General features: G+C 41.9%; 12 protein-coding genes and 1 pseudogene. 8 read left to right on the top strand and 5 right to left on the bottom strand.

The window, feature by feature from the left end; translation table 11 throughout:
* Nucleotides 1–4 precede the first annotated feature (4 nt).
* Together P7F88_RS18695 and pflB are read left to right on the top strand one after the other, a co-directional pair.
* Nucleotides 5–1,678, top strand: coding sequence for a cytochrome b/b6 domain-containing protein (locus P7F88_RS18695; protein ID WP_277827210.1), 1,674 nt, complete (start codon nucleotides 5–7; stop codon nucleotides 1,676–1,678).
* Nucleotides 1,679–1,987: 309 nt separating this feature from the next.
* Nucleotides 1,988–4,285 carry a formate C-acetyltransferase gene (gene pflB / locus P7F88_RS18690; protein WP_277829225.1) on the top strand — a complete coding sequence of 766 codons (2,298 nt, stop codon included), beginning with the start codon at nucleotides 1,988–1,990 and terminating at the stop codon, nucleotides 4,283–4,285.
* A gap of 84 nt (nucleotides 4,286–4,369) precedes the next feature.
* On the opposite strand, the gene P7F88_RS18685 is transcribed toward pflB, so the two are convergent.
* Together P7F88_RS18685 and P7F88_RS18680 are read right to left on the bottom strand one after the other, a co-directional pair.
* Entirely contained in the window at nucleotides 4,370–4,750 is a 381-nt protein-coding gene (locus P7F88_RS18685) for a transporter (protein ID WP_277827208.1), read from the bottom strand.
* 193 nt (nucleotides 4,751–4,943) lie between these two features.
* A complete protein-coding gene (locus P7F88_RS18680; RefSeq protein ID WP_277827206.1) occupies nucleotides 4,944–7,292 on the bottom strand; it encodes a helicase-related protein in 2,349 nt (782 codons plus the stop codon).
* A gap of 130 nt (nucleotides 7,293–7,422) precedes the next feature.
* Here P7F88_RS18680 and P7F88_RS18675 point away from each other — a divergent pair, with 130 nt between their 5' ends.
* From P7F88_RS18675 to P7F88_RS18650, 5 genes and pseudogenes are all read left to right on the top strand, one after another.
* Nucleotides 7,423–7,746, top strand: coding sequence for a DUF3392 domain-containing protein (locus tag P7F88_RS18675; protein ID WP_277827204.1), 324 nt, complete (start codon nucleotides 7,423–7,425; stop codon nucleotides 7,744–7,746).
* 113 nt (nucleotides 7,747–7,859) lie between these two features.
* Entirely contained in the window at nucleotides 7,860–8,429 is a 570-nt protein-coding gene (locus tag P7F88_RS18670; RefSeq protein WP_422128568.1) for a SanA/YdcF family protein, read from the top strand.
* A 153-nt stretch (nucleotides 8,430–8,582) separates the two neighbouring features.
* On the top strand, nucleotides 8,583–9,953 hold the full coding sequence (locus P7F88_RS18665; protein WP_277827202.1) for an SLC13 family permease: 1,371 nt from the start codon (nucleotides 8,583–8,585) through the stop codon (nucleotides 9,951–9,953).
* Nucleotides 9,954–10,169: 216 nt separating this feature from the next.
* Nucleotides 10,170–12,322 (top strand): annotated as a pseudogene (locus P7F88_RS18655) (adenosylcobalamin-dependent ribonucleoside-diphosphate reductase).
* Between the two features lie 30 nt (nucleotides 12,323–12,352).
* Nucleotides 12,353–13,045, top strand: coding sequence for a TSCPD domain-containing protein (locus tag P7F88_RS18650; protein WP_277827196.1), 693 nt, complete (start codon nucleotides 12,353–12,355; stop codon nucleotides 13,043–13,045).
* Nucleotides 13,046–13,294: 249 nt separating this feature from the next.
* Here P7F88_RS18650 and P7F88_RS18645 read toward each other — a convergent pair whose 3' ends face one another.
* From P7F88_RS18645 to P7F88_RS18635, 3 genes are all read right to left on the bottom strand, one after another.
* A complete protein-coding gene (locus tag P7F88_RS18645; protein ID WP_277827194.1) occupies nucleotides 13,295–15,955 on the bottom strand; it encodes an SIR2 family protein in 2,661 nt (886 codons plus the stop codon).
* A gap of 418 nt (nucleotides 15,956–16,373) precedes the next feature.
* On the bottom strand, nucleotides 16,374–17,411 hold the full coding sequence (locus P7F88_RS18640; protein WP_277827192.1) for an HDOD domain-containing protein: 1,038 nt from the start codon (nucleotides 17,409–17,411) through the stop codon (nucleotides 16,374–16,376).
* 129 nt (nucleotides 17,412–17,540) lie between these two features.
* Nucleotides 17,541–18,332 carry an MBL fold metallo-hydrolase gene (locus tag P7F88_RS18635; protein WP_277827190.1) on the bottom strand — a complete coding sequence of 264 codons (792 nt, stop codon included), beginning with the start codon at nucleotides 18,330–18,332 and terminating at the stop codon, nucleotides 17,541–17,543.
* A gap of 110 nt (nucleotides 18,333–18,442) precedes the next feature.
* On the opposite strand from P7F88_RS18635, the gene P7F88_RS18630 reads away from it, so the two are divergent.
* On the top strand, nucleotides 18,443–19,411 hold the full coding sequence (locus tag P7F88_RS18630; protein WP_277827188.1) for a GlxA family transcriptional regulator: 969 nt from the start codon (nucleotides 18,443–18,445) through the stop codon (nucleotides 19,409–19,411).
* The last annotated feature ends 7 nt before the right edge of the window (nucleotides 19,412–19,418 follow it).

Below are 19,418 nucleotides of genomic sequence, written 5' to 3'. Positions count from 1 at the left end.
ACCAATGTTCAAATTATTGAATAAAGCATTTGGCATGGTGTTATTGGTACTGCTAACTACCTTGAATGTTCAGGCAAGCACCGTTGATTCGACTGATTTCAACGAGAAAGCCAAACAACTCAGGAGTGAGGCTAAAGCAGACAATGAATCATGTCTTTCCTGCCACAGCAGTGACAGCATTAACAAAGAGTGGGTCACCGACCGGGGAAGAAATATCGATCTTCATGTCGATACTATTCACTACAACGACTCGGTGCACCAGGGATTAAGCTGTCAAAACTGTCACAAAGGTGCAGATCAAGCAGCATTTGACGAGGCTCCACACCGTTTTGAAGGCGAAACAGCCAGCAGAAGTTGTGAAAGCTGTCATAGCAACGCTTTCCACGAAATTGACGAGCAGTTGAAGTCAAGTCACCACACAAAAACCATCATCAATGAGTTTGGTAATGAGTTTGAATGTGAAGCTTGCCACAATGCGCATTCGTTCAAATTTCCAGAAAGAACCGAAGACATTGCGGGTAGTATCAAAGATGCCAACGAAGCATGTTTTTCATGTCATAACGACTTGAAAGGATACGAAAAGCTGACTGACAAGAAAATGTTGGATCAGGATATGGCCCACTGGTTTTTACCAGAAAAAAACAAGCACTTTGACGCTGTACGTTGTGTAGATTGTCATAGCGCTGGTGAAGGTAGCCAGCTTCACACCATCACTCCAGCTGAAGAAGCGGTGTCTGATTGTGAACTGTGTCATAGCGAAGATACTGCTATCACATCAACACTCTATCGTTACAGAAACGAAAATAAGGCATTTTCGAATCTGGACAAAGGGCTGTTTGATGATGGTGAGCTGATTAAGATCAACGCGAAATCCATTGAAGAAAGAGCAAATAAAGCCGACTCTCCACTTGGATACTTGAACGAGAAGTTACTCGATGATCGTTATATCATCGGTGCGACTCGTATCGGCTGGATCGACTCCCTGTTCGGTATCGCTCTTGTCGCTATATCGCTGCTGCTAGCATTACATTTACGTATGCGAAAACTTGGAAGCAAAGCAAAAATTGAACTTGAAAAAACCGATACGGTAATGTTCCCAATTGGCATTAGACTATGGCACAACAGCAATGTACTTGTTTTTGTGACTCTTCTTCTAACAGGGCTATCAATGCACTTCTCGCTTGTCGCATTCGAGTTCTCGCAATATAGCCATAATGTTCTTGGGGTGGTGTTAATTGCGCTTTGGGTACTTTATCTATTGTATTTGTTGGTTTCTGGCCAAATAAAGCAATATTTACCTCGCAAAGACTTTGTAAGTGCAAGTATTAAGCAAGCTAAATACTATCTAATAGGTATTCACAAAGGGGAGAAAAATCCAGCGGGTCATGATCCGAAAAAACGTCTGAATCCGTTGCAGCAGGTTGGTTATCTGTCGATAGTGTTAGGTGCCTTCCCGTTACTGATACTGTCAGGTATTGGTCTGTTCTTTAACGAGCTGCTTCCTGAAGAGATACTAGGCTACAACGGTAAAGAACTCTCCGTTATGGTTCATGTTGCGATGTCCCATATAATGGTGCTGTTCATTGCTGCTCACGTTTACCTATGTACTACCGGCGCGACGGTAACAGAGCACTTTAAGAGCATGCTAACCGGGAAGTTATTTAAAGAAAAATCATAAATTCCCACTAAATACATACCTAAAAGCACTTTTTGGCTTTCTGCCTAAGGTGCTTTTTTTCATGTAAATCAGTAACAATTTCTCTATTTATATTCCGAAGAACTATAAAACAACACCACTTATTCTCATTAACGCAAAATGCACATTTTGCATATTAAATCTGCAAAACATTCATTTTACTCATTCTTTTCTATGCAATATATTCCTCTGCGTTCAACAAATATCACAAAGATTCCCTTCATAAATACAACGACAAGAAGAGATATTTGTTTCCAGATTAATCAAACCATTATTCCATGAGGTAAGATGATGACGATTCCAACAACTGCAATGATTGAAGCCTGGAAAGGCTTTACAGCTGGCGATTGGCAAAAAGAAGTAAACACTCGTGACTTTATCCAGAACAACTATACGCCATACGAGGGCGATGAGTCGTTTTTAGCTGAAGCAACTGAATCCACGACGACCTTATGGAACGCGGTACTCGAAGGAATTAAGGAAGAGAGTCGCACTCATGCCCCACTCGACTTTGATACCGACCTGCCTTCTACCATCATTTCCCACGATGCTGGTTATATCAACAAAGAACTGGAAACCATCGTTGGCCTACAAACTGACAAACCACTAAAGCGCGGTATTATCGCGAATGGTGGTATTCGCATGGTGAAAAACTCTTGTGAAGTATATGGCCGTGAACTGGATCCTGCAGTTGAAAAAACCTTCACAGAGTACAGAAAAACACATAACAAAGCGTGTTTTGACCTTTATACCAAAGACATTCTGGCCTGCCGTAAGTCTGGCATTATCACTGGCTTGCCAGATGCTTATGGCCGTGGTCGAATCATCGGTGACTACCGTCGACTTGCGCTGTACGGTATTGAATTCCTGATTGCCGATAAGCAAGAGCAGTTCAACTCTACTCAAACATACCTGGAACAAGGTGAAGGTCTAGATAAAGTACTGCGCCTTCGCGAAGAATTAGCCGACCAGATTCAAGCCCTGAAAGACATACACCAGATGGGTCTTAAATATGGTATCGACATGTCTGTGCCGGCAAAAACAGCTCAGGAAGCGATTCAATTTACTTACTTTGGTTACTTAGCTGCGGTTAAATCGCAAAATGGTGCCGCGATGTCATTGGGTCGTACTTCAACCTTCCTTGATGTATATGTTGAACGAGATCTTGCAAACGGCACATTAACTGAAACTGAAGCTCAGGAGCTGGTTGATCACTTCATCATGAAGCTACGCATGGTTAGATTCCTACGTACTCCTGATTACGATTCACTATTCTCTGGCGACCCTATCTGGGCAACGGAAGCAATGGCTGGTATGGGTGTAGATGGCCGTACACTGGTAACTAAAACCACTTTCCGTTACTTGCATACCTTATACAACATGGGACCAGCTCCAGAGCCAAACATGACTATTCTTTGGTCTGAGCAATTACCAGAGGCGTTTAAGCGCTATGCTGCAAAAGTGTCGATTGATACTTCATCCGTTCAGTATGAAAACGATGATTTGATGCGTGCAGACTTTAACAACGACGATTACGCGATTGCTTGCTGTGTTAGCCCACAGATTGTAGGTAAACATATGCAGTTCTTTGGTGCGCGAGCAAACCTGGCAAAAGCTTTGCTTTACACCATCAACGGCGGTATCGATGAAAAATCTAAAGTACAGGTAGGCCCTAAGCGTGAGATTATTTCAGATACAGTTCTGAATTTTGATCGCCTTATGCCTCAATTTGATGAAGTTCTAGAGTGGCTGGCTACTCAATATGTCACGGCACTAAACATCATTCACTACTCGCACGACAGATACAGCTATGAAGCATCTCTAATGGCTCTGATGGACAAAGATGTTTATCGCACAATGGCTTGTGGTATTGCTGGTCTTTCTGTGGTTGCGGACTCTTTAGCCGCAATCAAATACGCAAAAGTAACGCCAATCCGCGACGAAAATGGTCTGGCGATCGATTTTGATATCGACGGCGAGTACCCTCAGTTCGGTAACAATGATCCACGCGTGGATGATATTGCTTGTGAACTAGTAGAACGCTTTATGAAGAAAATTCAAAAGAAGCATACTTACCGCGAAGCAACGCCAACTCAATCAATTCTGACCATCACATCCAATGTGGTTTATGGTAAGAAAACAGGTAACACACCTGACGGTCGGGAAGCAGGTATGCCATTTGGCCCAGGTGCAAACCCTATGCACGGACGTGACCAGAATGGCGCTGTCGCATCTTTAACATCGGTATCAAAACTGCCGTTTTCTTCCGCGAAAGACGGTATTTCATACACTTTCTCAATCGTACCTGGTGCTCTGGGTAAAGACGATGATAGTCAGAAACAAAACCTGGCTGCATTAATGGATGGTTACTTCCACCACGAAGAAAGCCAAAACGGTATTGATATTGAAGGTGGTCAACATCTTAACGTTAACGTTCTTAACAGAGAAATGCTGTTAGATGCAGTGGATCACCCAGAGAAATACCCTCAATTAACTATCCGGGTTTCTGGGTATGCTGTGCGCTTTAACTCTCTAACAAAAGAGCAGCAACAGGATGTGATTACCCGTACATTTACTGAAAAAATGTAACGAGATAAAGCCTCTTATAACAAAAAGCCAGATGACCTCGACGGACATCTGGCTTTTTTAAACTTGTAGTGCCGGCAAACGCCATCAAAAACGAATCATAAACTCGTCTTGAGCAGAGCGTGAAATTTCTGCCTCACTCTCCTGACTGATATTATCAAGCTGATTCTGATCCAGCTCATAGGGCATCATCAATTTAAGCTCTTTGATCCCTTCTAGCTTAGCGATCTCCGCAAGCCTTATGATGTTGGATTCATCACTGCTTTGTGCCGATAAGGAGCTGTTCGCTTTATCGATAAACCTCTCTTGAGGATTCATCTCTTTCTCTAAGGTATTCCGCCACGCCAATCCAAACACAGGGGCGATAGAGGAGAATGCCTCGACGAAGGTCCATTTTTTCTTACTGTCAGCACCTAAAAATGTTGTGTAGTCAAAAATAACTACTTCACTATTTTGTTTATCCACCATATGCTCCCCAACACAGTAGATTATGAAAGTCTACTATCTGATAGAGCTAACTTTATATCAATAGGTTATGTAACAATCGAATTTAGACCATTTTGTTCTATAACTAAAGGTATAAAAACACCATATTGTTAACATATGTATTGCAATACATAAATATGTTGCCAAAAACGCGTAATAATTCACGAGTCGAAATTTATCGGATATCAACAATACGGCTCGCCTTTTTATACTGGATTCGCCAACCTTTCCATACTGGTAACTCAATTCGTTTTGGATCTGCTTTTCTTAGCCCACTCTTATAAATTACATAAATCAATTTACGAGATGGCATATACTCTACACCGAGCCGCAAATCACCAATGTTCAGATGATATGGGTAGGTTTCGGCAAAGTTCTTGTATTCCCAGTAAGGAATACCATCAAACTCAAAATCTTCCTCTGAGAAAATATCCAGCTCTTCCACGGAGGTAACGCCCAGATCCTTAAGCTGCTTAGTAAACCACGACTCGAACGTCAGGTTCTCGTGGTCACTACATCGCTCATCTAGCTTAAGGTCGACATAAAGCTTCCAATGCTCTATCTCCTGAATTCTCTTCTCTGCCAGTCCTGGTAGTAAAGCTCCTGAGGTTACAGCTTCCACCAGCGGTTTCACCAGCAACTCTCCTTCTGGCTCGATCTCTTTGGTTGCTATACATCTTCCCGCATAAACGAGATTTAAAATAGAAGATATACCGCTTTCTGTCATGACCGTTTCACCCTGCTGCCAATCACCCAACTCTAGTTCTTTAAGAGTTTTCAGGGTGACAGGCATAGTTACGGATGCCAGATTAAGCGTTTGTTTGACCCCGCGCCCAGGAACGCTGTGCTGATCCAAAACAATTGCTGCTTCGTCCTTGTCACTGAATCGGCTGTTTCTCCCAGGCAATACTTCTGCCAATCCATTACCCATTGCGTCGCGTCTTTTTTCTCTTCGCACGTAAACCAACTCGGGATGAGATTCGATTATCGCTTTCACAAAGGCATCACGATCAAAACGAGAGGCAACTTCCAGCTTTGGCAGACCTAATGCTTCACGCATTTGCTGAGATAAACCCTTTGCTTCTTTTAGTGCATCGAAATCCACTTCTAATGCTTCACACTTTTCGTCTCGAATCAGCTTTAAGTATGTTATCGCATCGCAGGATAGAGGCTCCCATTGAGCTACCATTTCCAGTTTCTGTTCACTATTAGGTAGCTTGAAAATAGAGGCGGGAACAGACAAAGCTGCCGACAGGTCAACCATCGCCTCTTTTAAGGTTTTAGTTGGCATTCGGGTTAACAAGTCTGCGTAAATGGCATCTATCGGTAGCGGATATAAAAGGCGACCATGGTCTGTTGCCTTTCCTTTTTCATCAATGGCTTCCATAGAATGAAGCATTGATTTTGCATTTGTCAGAGACTTCTCTGGCAAGCTATCCAGAAAGTCCAGATCTTCTAAACGGTTATCACAACATGCAGACGCCAGCATCGCTTCTGTCAGCTCTTCTCTCATAAGCTCTGGCGGTGTTACCAGTTCAAGTGGAGCAAACTCACCATAGAGTCGAACACAGGTTCCGTCGGTCACACGCCCTGCCCGACCAGCTCTCTGTTTAGCACTGGCTTTTGATATGGACTTTAAGCTTAATACCGTACGTCCATTTCGCTGAAGTGTTCTCCTTTCAAGGCCACTATCTATCACCACGGTAATATTCGGAATGGTAAGGGAAGTTTCTGCCACGTTAGTCGCGAGTACCACTTTCTGTCGCTCAAGCTGGTGCAGTGCCCGATATCTTTCGTTATCGGAAACCGATGCGTGTAATGGAACAATCTCAATATCACTGAAACTACGCAGTTTTTGGGCACACTGTGTTATCTCTTTGCGACCCGGAAGAAAAACCAGAATATCCCCAGATGTTTCTTTAAGTGCCTGTTCAACCGCATCGAAAACACCTTGTTCTATATTTCTGGAATCCGGTAAATAGTGCGAATCTCTCGCTCTATATCGGACAGATACGTGATAATTACGTCCCTCGGATATCAGTCGTTTTCCGTTGATATAGTTGCAAAGCTTCTCACCTTCCATCGTAGCCGAAGTGACAATCAACCGATGCTGGTTTGCTTTTAATAGCAAGGCCAAAAGCAAGTCGGTATCCCATCTGCGTTCGTGGAACTCATCAATCATCACATAATCAAACTGGCTCAATGCACCTTCAGAAAGCCACCTCAATGCAACGCCCGGGGTAACAAAAACCACCTCAGTAATCTGATCAAACCTGGACTCTAGCTTTATGGCATACCCTATCTTCTTTCCCAGAGGCGAACCATCTTGCTCTGCCAGATATTCTGCTAACGATGTACAAGCGATTCTTCTTGGCTCTATCACAAGGACCCGGCCGTATTTCGCAGCCCAAAGAGGCAAGCAGGTTGACTTGCCGGAGCCGGTTTCTGCCTCTACAACCAAATGGTCTGACTGGACTCGCTTTTCAAATTCAGGAAAGATTGCGTTGATTGGTAAAGAATTCATTTAGTTTGCTAATGCTGCTTTATCTGAGAGAAGCGAGTATACCCTAAGGTCATAAAAACCAGTAATTTCAGGTGATAAAAGTAAAAATAGGCGATATTATCCCTCTACGTTTAATCAAGGGACTGTTCTTATGCTCGATGTACTCGCACCCGTGGGTAAGCATATTTATCCTTATATCCCGGAGCTTTCAACTGCGATGATCGCCTGCTTTCTAGTAATGGCTGGTAATGACATCAATCGAATGCTGAGAAAAATGCTGTCAGGCCATAACTTCTTTTTTAGAACCGGTGCATTTGTACTTCTGAATGCCTTTGGTTATGGCATGCTTATCGTCTATGCAACTCCATACCTCGCAAAAACACTGAGGAGTCTGGAGCCAGGGCTCATGTTTACCCTAATATTCAGCTGCTTCATCCTTATTGGGATGTGGGCCCAGAAGAACAGACAGGTGTAATCATTGTGAGAAAGATATTCGGTCGAAAACCCACTTTTGCACAGCGTTTTTTTAAGTTCGTTGGTTTCTTGTTACTAACAGCAGTAATCGCTATTGGCACCGCAGACTTTGTTGTGGGCTGGACCACCTCCGACAATATTTATACCGAGATAGAAGAGCTACCTGACTATGACGTTGCGCTGGTTCTGGGGACAAGCAAGTACCTTGGTAAAATTCTAAACGATTACTATACCAATAGAATAAACGCTGCGATTAAGCTGTATAAAGAAGGAAAAGTGAAAGCGTTCCTGATGAGTGGCGACAATGCACATCGCTCGTATAACGAACCATGGACGATGAAACGGGACTTACTCAAGGCTGGAGTACCAGAAGAAGCGATACATCTGGACTATGCTGGTTTCAGAACGTTGGATTCAATTGTACGTTCAAAAGAAATATTTGATGCAGACGAATTTATTATCGTTACCCAAAAATTCCATTGCGAACGGGCTCTGTTTATCGCTAAACACTATGATATTCATGCCGTATGCCTTGCCGTTCCTGGCCCCGCTCAACAGTCAGGAATTAAAGTACGGTTCAGAGAGGTATTTGCCCGCGTTAAGGCGCTGCTTGACCTCTATATACTGGAAACTAAACCGAAGTTCTTAGGTCCCAAAGAACCTATAACGCAGCAGCCAAGTTAACCTAATCGTTACTTTTTAAACATTTATTTAGCATTTTATTTATCTAAATCAATTTTTGCCCCGAATCCTGCTTGCCAAAGGATTCGGAGCTGAATTTGCATCTCCCCAGCTCCTATAATCAATGTAAGTTTTTAATCTTTATAGGAGTTAATCATGATGGCGTTAAGCTTCCCTTCTCCTAAGGATTTTCTAAGTCGTAATACATTGATAATCTTAGGCGATGCTATACTTTTTGTTTTCCTTCTCCACACATTACCGTTCGAACCTAGTGTTGTTCACGGACTGAGTATACTTATCTTTATCGCGATACTGTGGCTCACAGAAGCCTTGCATGTCAGTATTACCGCCCTGCTTGTGCCAATGTTGGCGATCGTCTTCAATATCTTTGACACTTCAAAAGCGCTCAGCTATTTTTCCAGCTCTATCATTTTTATATTTCTCGGTGGCTTTTCCCTCGCAGCAGCTTTGCATAAACAAGAGATTGATAAAGCCATTGCCGATCAGGTGTTAATCGCAGCAAAAGGAAAAATGTCTGTTGCTGTGCTTATGCTGTTTTCTGTGAGCGCAGGTTTGTCGATGTGGATATCCAATACTGCAACCATCGCAATGATGCTTCCTTTAGTGTTAGGCGTGATGGCAAACGTGGATGAGAAAACACATAAAAGCACTTACATCTTTGTTTTGCTGGGCATTGCATATTGCGCGTCTATCGGGGGCATCGCGACCCTGGTTGGCAGCCCGCCAAACGCCATCGCTGCAGCTGAAATGGGGCTAAACTTCACTGATTGGGTAGCGTTAGGGTTACCCGTGTCGCTAACATTGCTTCCAATAGCTGTCACCGTGATTTACCTGATGACCAAACCAAATCTCAACCACACATTTGAGATTAACCATACAACCCTAACATGGACGACAAACCGCAAGATAACACTGGCAATATTTGCCTTAACCGTTACTTTCTGGATATTCAGTAAACCAATTAATGCAATGCTTGGTGGATACGCCAAGTTCGATACCCTGGTTGCTATCGGGGCAATATTGCTTCTTGGCGCATCAAGAGTTGTAGAATGGAAGGACATTGAAAGAACCGTCGACTGGGGTGTATTACTGTTGTTTGGCGGTGGTATCTGCTTAAGCAACGTTCTAAAAGCAACCGGGACCAGCGTGTTCCTGGCTGAGCAACTGAGTGCCTTTTTAAGTCAGATGGGACTGTTTATCACCCTGCTTTGTGTAATTGGCTTTGTGGTGTTCTTAACAGAATTTGCTAGCAACACTGCCAGTGCCGCACTACTTATCCCGATTTTTGCCAGTATTGCAGAGATGTTGGGTGTTTCTCCTATTATCCTTTCCGTCATCATTGCAGTTTCCGCTTCTTGTGCCTTTATGCTTCCTGTGGCTACCCCACCTAATGCTTTGGTATTTGGTTCAGGGCATATAGAGCAAAAAGATATGATGAGAGTTGGTGTGGTACTAAACTTCGTTTGTATCTTCGTACTTGCAATTATTGCTCATTTTTTCTGGTAAGTTGAAAAAGTTTCAACCTAATATTTGAGCCCAATTTAAGTCGTTGTTTCATCTTGATTTGGGCTCTGCTTAACACTTCACAAAACCACTTCTGGATAACCTCTTACTTCCAAAAGATCAAGACTTGAAGATCTTTTTCATCAGTGCTTTGATCATTAGATTAAACGGCAGAAAAACTCAACAAAAACCATGCCAAAGACAAGGAAATTTCCAACCATGGCAGACACTTACAACGAAACCAACCTCAACAACACCACCGCGAGTGATATTGCTTATCAAGCAACATCAATGGAAATCTGGGACAGCAAATACCGCCTCAAAACCAAGCATGGAGAGCCGGTCGATCAAGGACTGGATGACACTTTTAAGCGCGTAGCAAAAGCCCTTTCAGACCTGGAAAAAAAGATAAGAAAAAGTGGTATGAAGAATTTTTGTGGGCTCTGAGAAACGGAGCCATCCCAGCAGGACGAATCACATCTAACGCAGGTGCATTCGAGCACAAGCCCGCCACTTCAACAATTAACTGCACAGTCTCCGGCACTATCCATGATTCTATGGACGATATCTTAAATAAAGTGCACGAAGCAGGTTTAACGCTTAAAGCTGGGTGCGGGATCGGCTATGACTTTTCCACTCTTCGCCCACGCGGTGCGTTTGTTTCCGGTGCAGGCGCGTACACATCTGGCCCACTTTCGTTTATGGATATTTATGACAAGATGTGTTTTACCGTTTCCTCCGCTGGTGGCAGACGTGGAGCGCAAATGGGCACCATGGATATCCGCCACCCGGATGTGATGGAGTTTATTAAGGTTAAACGTGAAAACGGTCGCTTGCGTCAATTCAATCTGTCGTTGCTGATAACAGAAGACTTTATTACAGCCGTTAAAAACGACAGTGACTGGCAACTTGTTTTTCCGATTACGGCTAAAGAAGCGAAGCAAGACGGAGTAGATTTACACAACGACGAATCTATCGCATGGGTAGACTGGCCAATAAAACAAGATCTGGTTGAAGATGATCAGGGTCGTGTCGCTTGCCGTGTATACCGAACAATACAGGCTCGTAAGCTATGGAATGTCATCATGGCTTCTACTTATGATTACGCTGAACCTGGTTTTATTCTTATCGACAAAGTAAACCAGATGAACAACAACTGGTTCTGCGAGGAAATCCGTGCCACTAACCCGTGTGGTGAGCAGCCGCTTCCGCCATACGGCGCTTGTTTGCTGGGCTCTGTCAATCTGACTAAATTTGTACGTAATCCGTTTACTGAAAATGCTTTCTTCGACTGGGACAGCTACAACAAGGTTGTATCCATCTTCACACGAATGCTGGATAACGTCGTGGAAATTAACCAGCTTCCACTTGAAAAGCAGAGACACGAAATCGAGCATAAGCGTCGTCATGGTATGGGGTTCTTAGGACTAGGTTCTACTTTAACAATGCTTCAACGTCGTTATGGTAGTGACGAGTCTATCTCTTTCACAGACAAAGTGTCTCGTGAAATGGCTATTACTGGCTGGAAAACAGGACTGGAACTGGCGAAAGAAAAAGGTGCCGCTCCTGTAATGAACGAAGAGTTCGAAATCACAGCTAAGATGCTCAGACAGCGCCCAGAAATGGCCAAAGACGGTTTCAAATTAGGTGATATAGTTTCAGGGAAAGTTCTTCACGCCAAGTACAGCCGTTACATGCAACAGATAGCGGAACATGAGCCAGAGCTGGTAAAAGAACTATCTGAAGTAGGTTCTCGATTCTCGCACCATACTTCAATCGCACCAACGGGTACCATCTCTCTTTCTCTTGCCAACAATGCAAGTAATGGTATCGAGCCAAGTTTCGCTCACCACTACACTCGCAATGTGATTGTTGAAGGTAAAAAGTCGAAGCAAAGTGTTGATGTATATAGTTTTGAACTTCTGGCCTATCGCCAGTTGATCAACGAAAAAGCGATGCCCTACTCTGAAGAAGAGGAAGCGAAGCTGCCAGAATATTTCATTACGACGGATGATATCACTCCATCACAACATGTCGCTGTTCAAGCGGCGGCACAGCGCTGGATTGACTCGTCCATTTCGAAAACAGCAAATGTTCCAACGGACTTCCCGTTCGACAGCTTCAAAGACATCTATATGGAAGCTTACGATAAAGGGCTAAAAGGGTGTACAACCTTCCGCTTCAACCCAGAAGTATTCCAGGGAGTATTGATTAAAGAAAAAGATCTTGAGAACACAACCTACGTTTTTGAGTTAGAAGACGGCAAAACTTTTGAAGCCAAAGGTAATGAAGAGATTGAATATGACGGTGAGACACATACCGCCGCAAACCTGTATGACGCCTTAAAAGAAGGCTACTACGGAAAATACTAGCGTGCATTCACCTGAATTTGAGAGGGCCATATGGCTAAAAAAATAGAAAACAAAATTGTTGGTTTTAAGATTAAAGAAGCAAACGAAGAAGCTTCTCAGGTTGAAAAAGACGATCAGCCTGAAATCCAGCAAATGCATGAGACCATTGTAAGACCAGAGAAGCTGATGGGCTCAACGTATAAACTAAAAACACCAGAGCACGTATCAGAGCACTCGTTGTTTATCACCATCAACGATGTGATACTAAATGAAGGCACCGAGCATGAGGTTCGACGCCCGTTTGAAGTATTTATCAACTCCAAGAGCCTGGAACACTACCAGTGGATTGTTGCCCTGACACGCATTATGTCCGCTGTATTTCGTAAAGGTGGTGATTGTACTTTCCTGGTTGAGGAGCTACGTTCGGTTTTTGACCCTCGCGGTGGCTACTGGAACAACGGTAAATATGTCCCTTCTCTGATAGCTGAAATCGGCAACGTTATCGAACTTCACCTAAAAGAAATCGGTCTGCTTGAGAACCCGGAAATGGATGAGCACCAAAAAGCTTTTCTGGATCAAAAGAAAGCTGAGTTGGTGGAAATAAAACCAGAGCAGGAAGAGGAAGAAGCAAAGAGCAACTTCCCGCCGAATGCAACGCTCTGCTACAAGTGTCACAACAAAGCGGTTGTGATTAAAGATAATTGCCAGACCTGCCTGAACTGTGGTGATTCTAAGTGCGGCTGATATGTTTAGCTCGTACTAACTTTTGTCGAACTTTCTACCGACACAAATGTGAACGGCACCGTTCTATGGCGGTGCCACATAACCGCTCATGCGCTTCTTCCCAGAATCGTTACAGTCGGTATTTTTTAGATTGAAAGTGAGTTTAGATAGAAAACTATCATAGAATTGATTTGTGCAACAAGCTGTTGGACAAACTCTAATAGCCAATTGTGCAAGGGAGTCCTGCACAATCGCGAAACAAGTTGAAATCTAAGCTGTAAGCTTGGTTGAATCGGTTAATATCGTTACATTACTCTCACTAGCTATATTGTTTTTAAGAATATCTTTATATGGTTCAAAGTATTCCCTTGGGAGAATAGGCCATTTATTGTAAGTAAATAAATTCAACCTGTAATGTTCTACGTCTTTTTTAAATAAATTACTAGCTTGTGGTGCGTTCTCTAATAATAAATTAGCACACATTAAATGGTTATTACCATTCCTATGAGATACAACCATATTTAGTGAATCCTTATCTATTTTTTCTCCTAAACATTTCTTTGCAAATTCTCTATTGATTATTAATACATCTCTATCAGAAATATTATTCACTTTCTCCAACCACCAATCACAACGCTCAACCACTTCCTTATAGCTTTTAAACTTTAAATGGCAAAATGATAAACATACAGCATAGCGCGATTTTTTTAATCCATATTCTTTGGCTTTTTCCAGGCTACTAATGGCATCTTCATATTCACCTTTATGTGTATGAATATTATGCAATTCGAGGAAATACTCTACTCTTGATAAGATATCCTTACTCGAATTAAGATAGAGTAACGCTTCATCAACATCATTATAAACATCAAGCAGCAGATCTATTACCTTAGAAATATACATACTACCACTTGAATTTTTCACAATGACATCGATACATCTTCTTGCGGCTGGCAAGTCAAAAGTGACAATTATATAGTAATAAGCCATAAGCATATTAACTGAATCTAGCTTTAAATTCTCCCGTATTATTTTTGTATTTATCACTCTATCTAGCTCATGCTTATAACTATCGTCATCACTATACTTCTCAGCAGAGAAGTAAGGAGTACATAAAGTGTCTACTACATCCTCTTTTTTATATGAATTAGAAATAGCATATACTCTATTACATTCTTCATGAAATGCTTTTAATTTTTTTAAATCTTGCTGAAGGACAAAATCATTCCCTCTAATATTTAAACTTTTAATATGATTTGGATTTATTGAATTAGTACTGTCTAATAATTCAAGTATTTCTTTATCTTTATCTTTTTTGTTTAACTTGCACTCAATACTAGAGTGTTTTTCTTCAATTATCGAAATTTTTATTTGATAAGCATCATTCGATAAAGAAGGGTTTAGTTTGATACTTTTATCGCAAAATTCAAGCATGTTACAAAATGGAACATTCTCTGAAACAGTATCTTCCTGTGTTAAAGTAAGAGCATTAGACGCAAGTGCATTATAGTAATGATATGAATACTCGAATTTTTCTTTGTTTGCTAATAATAGATCGTATCTATCCTTAACTTCTCTTTCTAATGAAATCCTTCTAAACAAGAAATTTACATTATATGGGTCAGATTTAATTAGATCGTCAGCGGAAGAAACAGCTAAGGACACATTATCCTCCAAGACATATACTTGTATAAGTCTTGTTATATATCTATTCTGCAATTCTTTGTCATTATCTTCAGACATGAATTTTTTGATTATAGATTCAGCATCCGTATAATTCTCATGCTTTATATAACTATCAATCAGTAGTAACTTCTTCAAGTCATCATCTGATAATTCACTATCAAACTTATCCTCGCTATCTCTACTAATTTCAGCTAGAAGCCCACCAATATCCTTGTTATTTTGACGCTTTGTTATTGTTTCTAAATCTTGATTAATAAATCCAGATGAATTTTTTAGGTTAAAATTATCATCAGTAAATGACCTGATTATTTTTTCTTTCTTAGAGTCACCAAAACTGTCGTCCAGAGATAGAGAACCTTTTGTTGAATTATGTATACTAGCCATCAATTCGTCAAAACCATCAACCTCAACAAAGTAAACCCTATCCTTCCACAATAACTTCTTAAGCTCCTGACTTATATTGTCGCCTTTTCTAATGCACCAATATATTCCATTCTTAAAATATTCTTCATTTTTTAATAGATGGGAAAGTACGTCCATGATTGAACGATCTCCTCCCGAGTATCCAACCACAATTAACCCATACTCTTTAGAAAACTCGATTAGTTTTTTCTTTATATTAGATTCAAGTGTCTCTGTTTCTCTAAGAGTGCTTTTAATATCATCGTAGAGGTAATCACCATGCAGTTTAATAACTTTAGGCCTTGAACTATTTATTGACAGACTACTAACGGAAGAATCATGAGCACATAAAAGTGGTCTAATATGAGAAAACTGATAGAATGACTCGTTTATTAAATCATCAAAGTTAGTTGTATATATTGTATCAAAATACACATTCTCGCCGTTAGCTAAGGATACTAAATAGGCATATCCGATTGATGGAAAAGCCGCATCAACCTGTTGTTCTACAAATCGTCTCCTTTGTGAAGGCAAATCAAACTTCTTCTCAAACAAGGAGGAATACTCTTTAGCAGGATCATACCAACTTTGTTTTGAAAAATAGTCAGTAGCAATTTCGTTTGAATACATTTCACTTGGATTGTATCGTTGAAATATATCTTTGCGCCACTCCCCTACAAGGTCTTGTCCTGACTTTATTCCAGAAGTAACTGAAGCCCCCGCGCCTAATAGCAAACTGTAGTTTGTTGCGGTTCTACTCGCTTTGGTGGTTATGTATGTGATCAGTTCATCTATGCTTCTTTTTTTATGTGGAATCTCTTCACATAACTTTGCAAGTTCCATCTTAAACCTTCATTGTATCGACATGTCTGCCTATACACTACTCCTAATACGCACAGCGTTTTATGATCAGCATCGAAATTTAATGACGAACGTTTTATCAACAATTAAGTCAATTAGAGTATGAATTTTACTGAACTTATTTTCTTTGCTTTTAGTGACTTATGTAAATTCCTTCAGCTACTGTATGCATTACCACGCAGAGCGTGGGAACGAGGCTGTACAGTAGTTGAATGGTGCTTTAAGTGCCTAGAGCAAAATTATATTTTTAACAAGTGATGGAAACTATTGTCCATTTCCACGCAAATGGGCCTCCGTTAACAACATTGAGTTGGTACGGTGATAGCTAATACAACAATTAGACGCAAGAACGGAGAGCTGTCCAGGGTGCCGAGTGTACGGTTAAAGCTCGCTTCTTTTTTCAGGACAACTCTAGCAAGATTTCAGCCTTAATATAATCCGCCATAGTTAACGCAGAGTTAGTTGTCAGGTTATTCTCACACCTTCTTTCGAACTCATCTGCATCAATGATTTCTGAGGACAAAAGGCACTTTAACTCACTTAAATAGTTGGCTTCCAATACAGCCAGAGCCAAAGGTGTGCATTCATATCTGCTAGACGCCTGATAAGCGATGGCTTTAAGCACCGTATCTGGCAGTTGCCAATACTTTGCAATCATATAGGTAAGGCGGATTTCGTAGCTATTAATCAGCTTTTTAAATGCCATTGAGTTTGGTGGAACATTAGGGTCGACATGGTGAAACGCCTCTACCATTACCTGAAAAATAATCATTTTGCCCAGATTACGAATCAGCCCAACAAAATAGGCCGTAGCCTGATCAGCTGCTGCATGTGAGGACTTAATTAGCGCCTTGGCGTAAAGGCCGGTATCTATGCTGTGCTGCCAGATCTTATCCCCAAACTGACGCCAATATATATTGTTCTTAGGAGTAAACTTTTTAACATAGGCGTCAATCACACCCTCAATTAAGCCCTGAGCGCCCATGTTCATAAAGGCAGTTTTGAGATCTGTCACCTGCCTTTCACTACGACGATAACGAGCACTATTCGCCAACTTGATCACTTCTGCAGCCATACTTGGCTCACGTTCAATAACCTCGAGCAAAGCATCAACATTAAAGTCATCTCCCTGCAATTCAGCAACAAGCGTGGTAACAGAATCCGGCATCACTGGTAGCTCTTGTAACAAAGCTTTCGGCGTCAGCAATAGCTGTTCTACCCTCTCAGAAACAAAATCACTAAACGGGTCTGTATGTGTTTTTAGCTCTGAATCACCAAACAAATAATTAAGGAAATCGGCATCATGAGGTGCAATAGGCAGGTCATCTCTTGCAGATGAATTCATATTCGCGGCAGGAACTGCCTTTTGGGTTCGAGCTGACGAGACTTTATATTGTTGCGCTCCCGGAAAGAACTTCCCAATTATTCTTTTAAACATCACCACCACTCGTTAGCGAACGTCCATATTATTGTTCCATACTACCCTCTTCTAGAATTCAATCTATCACTAATAGAGAAAAACAGGATCTTTGTACCTAAAGACCCTGCATCCATTTGTTTTGCGTAACTACACTTCCAGAACTTCACCATCTGCCGGAATCATCACTTTAGATTCCACACCCTGCGCTATCACAGAGTCACGCAGAATTTTGCGATCGATAGGGCAGTGGTTCAGCGCTTCCATATGGTTCGCAACAACTTTACCTGGAGCCATGTTAATGAACTCCATCACCTCATCTTTTGGCATCAGAAGCGCCTGCCCAACATCAAGGCGGGCCTGACCGGCGGCAACAACAGCTACATCCGGTTTTAGCTCTGTAAGTGCACGCTTAACATCGTCGGTTAAAACCGTATCACCACTAACGTAGATAGATGGCTCACCCGGCAGTTCCAGATAAAAACCACAACCGTTAGCAGACACTTTACTTACCCACCCGTGACCATGTAACGCAGGAACAGCTGTCAGCTTGCCACCAGCAAAGTCTACGGTTTCCCAGTCACCAACGCCCTGCTCTACATTCATGCCATACTTTTCAAGGTATGCCTTGTCTTTTGCTGGAGTGGCGATCGGAATATTCTTTTCAACCAAAAACGCCTCTCCTTTCTGATCCAGGTGATCAATATGTTGTAGGGGTTTGAAGTTAAACGTCTGACTATGTGTAATCAAAGCATGTGTTACTTTGCTTAGAATTTCATCAGCATTGGCAGGCAAATCAACCGTTGGGTTCTTCACCGCTTTGTAGCGGAATACCGAAAACGGAGGAAGAGTCCCTTTATCCGCTAACATTGGGTCAATAAGAATAAACTTGTCGTTAGATTCGATAACAAAAGTCGCGCTGCGTAGATGATGGATTTTCATATTCCGGCTCACTCAATTCTGTGCTTAATAACTGAAACTGATTATGCACCAGTAGTAGATGGTGTAGAATTGTCCCTAAGGACAACCATCGCTCAAATCGGGTCAACATAATGAACCATGTCGAAACCAAAAAAGTGGCTGTGATTGCTTTTGAAGGCATAAGTGCTTTTCACCTTTCCGTTCCATGCCTGGTATTTCAGGATGTATTTATTGATCGGGAACCGGTATTTGAGCTCAATGTTTGTGGTTTAACTGATACCAGAATAAAAACAGGTTCCGGGTTCAAAATAGAAGTAGAAAACGAACTATCCTCGCTTGAGGAAGCAGACATTATCATTGTGCCCAGTTGGCCAAGTGATTTACCTGAAATACCAGAGGCTTTGACGAAAAAACTTATTCAAGCACATTCGAATGGCGCCTTGTTGGTAGGTTTGTGTCTTGGATCATTTGTCATAGCCGAAACGGGATTGCTGGATGGCAAAACCGCCACCACTCATTGGGCGTTCTCTGACGCTTATACAAGGAAATATCCAGAAGTTGTTTTAGACAACCAGCCGTTATTTATCGCTCATGATCAAATCATTACATCAGCAGGCACTGCTGCTGCGCTGGACTGTTGTTTGTATATCATTCGCCTTTTTTGCGGTAGTGAAGTAGCGAGTCAGCTCGCGCGTATCATGGTTACAGCGCCGTTTCGCTCTGGTGGCCAACAACAGTACATCCCAACCCCTATCCCGCCTCGCCCTGAACAGGACACTGGGATTAGCAAGGTGATAGAAAGCATAGAGCTTCAACTGGATAAACCCCACGATATCGACTCAGTAGCAGAGCAGTGTGCCATGAGTCGGCGAACTTTCACCAGACATTTTAAAGCCGCTTATGGTTGTACATTTGGTGACTGGTTGATGAATCAAAGGCTGAAGCTCAGCCAGCAGCTATTAGAAACGAGCGACTATCCCATATCCTATGTCGCACAGCTCGCGGGTTTCGGTTCGGAAAGTGTGTACAGAAAACACTTTAAACTGGCATTTAACGTTACTCCTTCTCAATGGAGAAGGCATTTTGGTAGTAGTAGCTAAGATGTGC

Source organism: Vibrio hannami, from assembly GCF_029589055.1.
GTDB lineage: Bacteria > Pseudomonadota > Gammaproteobacteria > Enterobacterales > Vibrionaceae > Vibrio > Vibrio hannami.
This window is presented reverse-complemented; position numbering and strand designations above follow the sequence as displayed.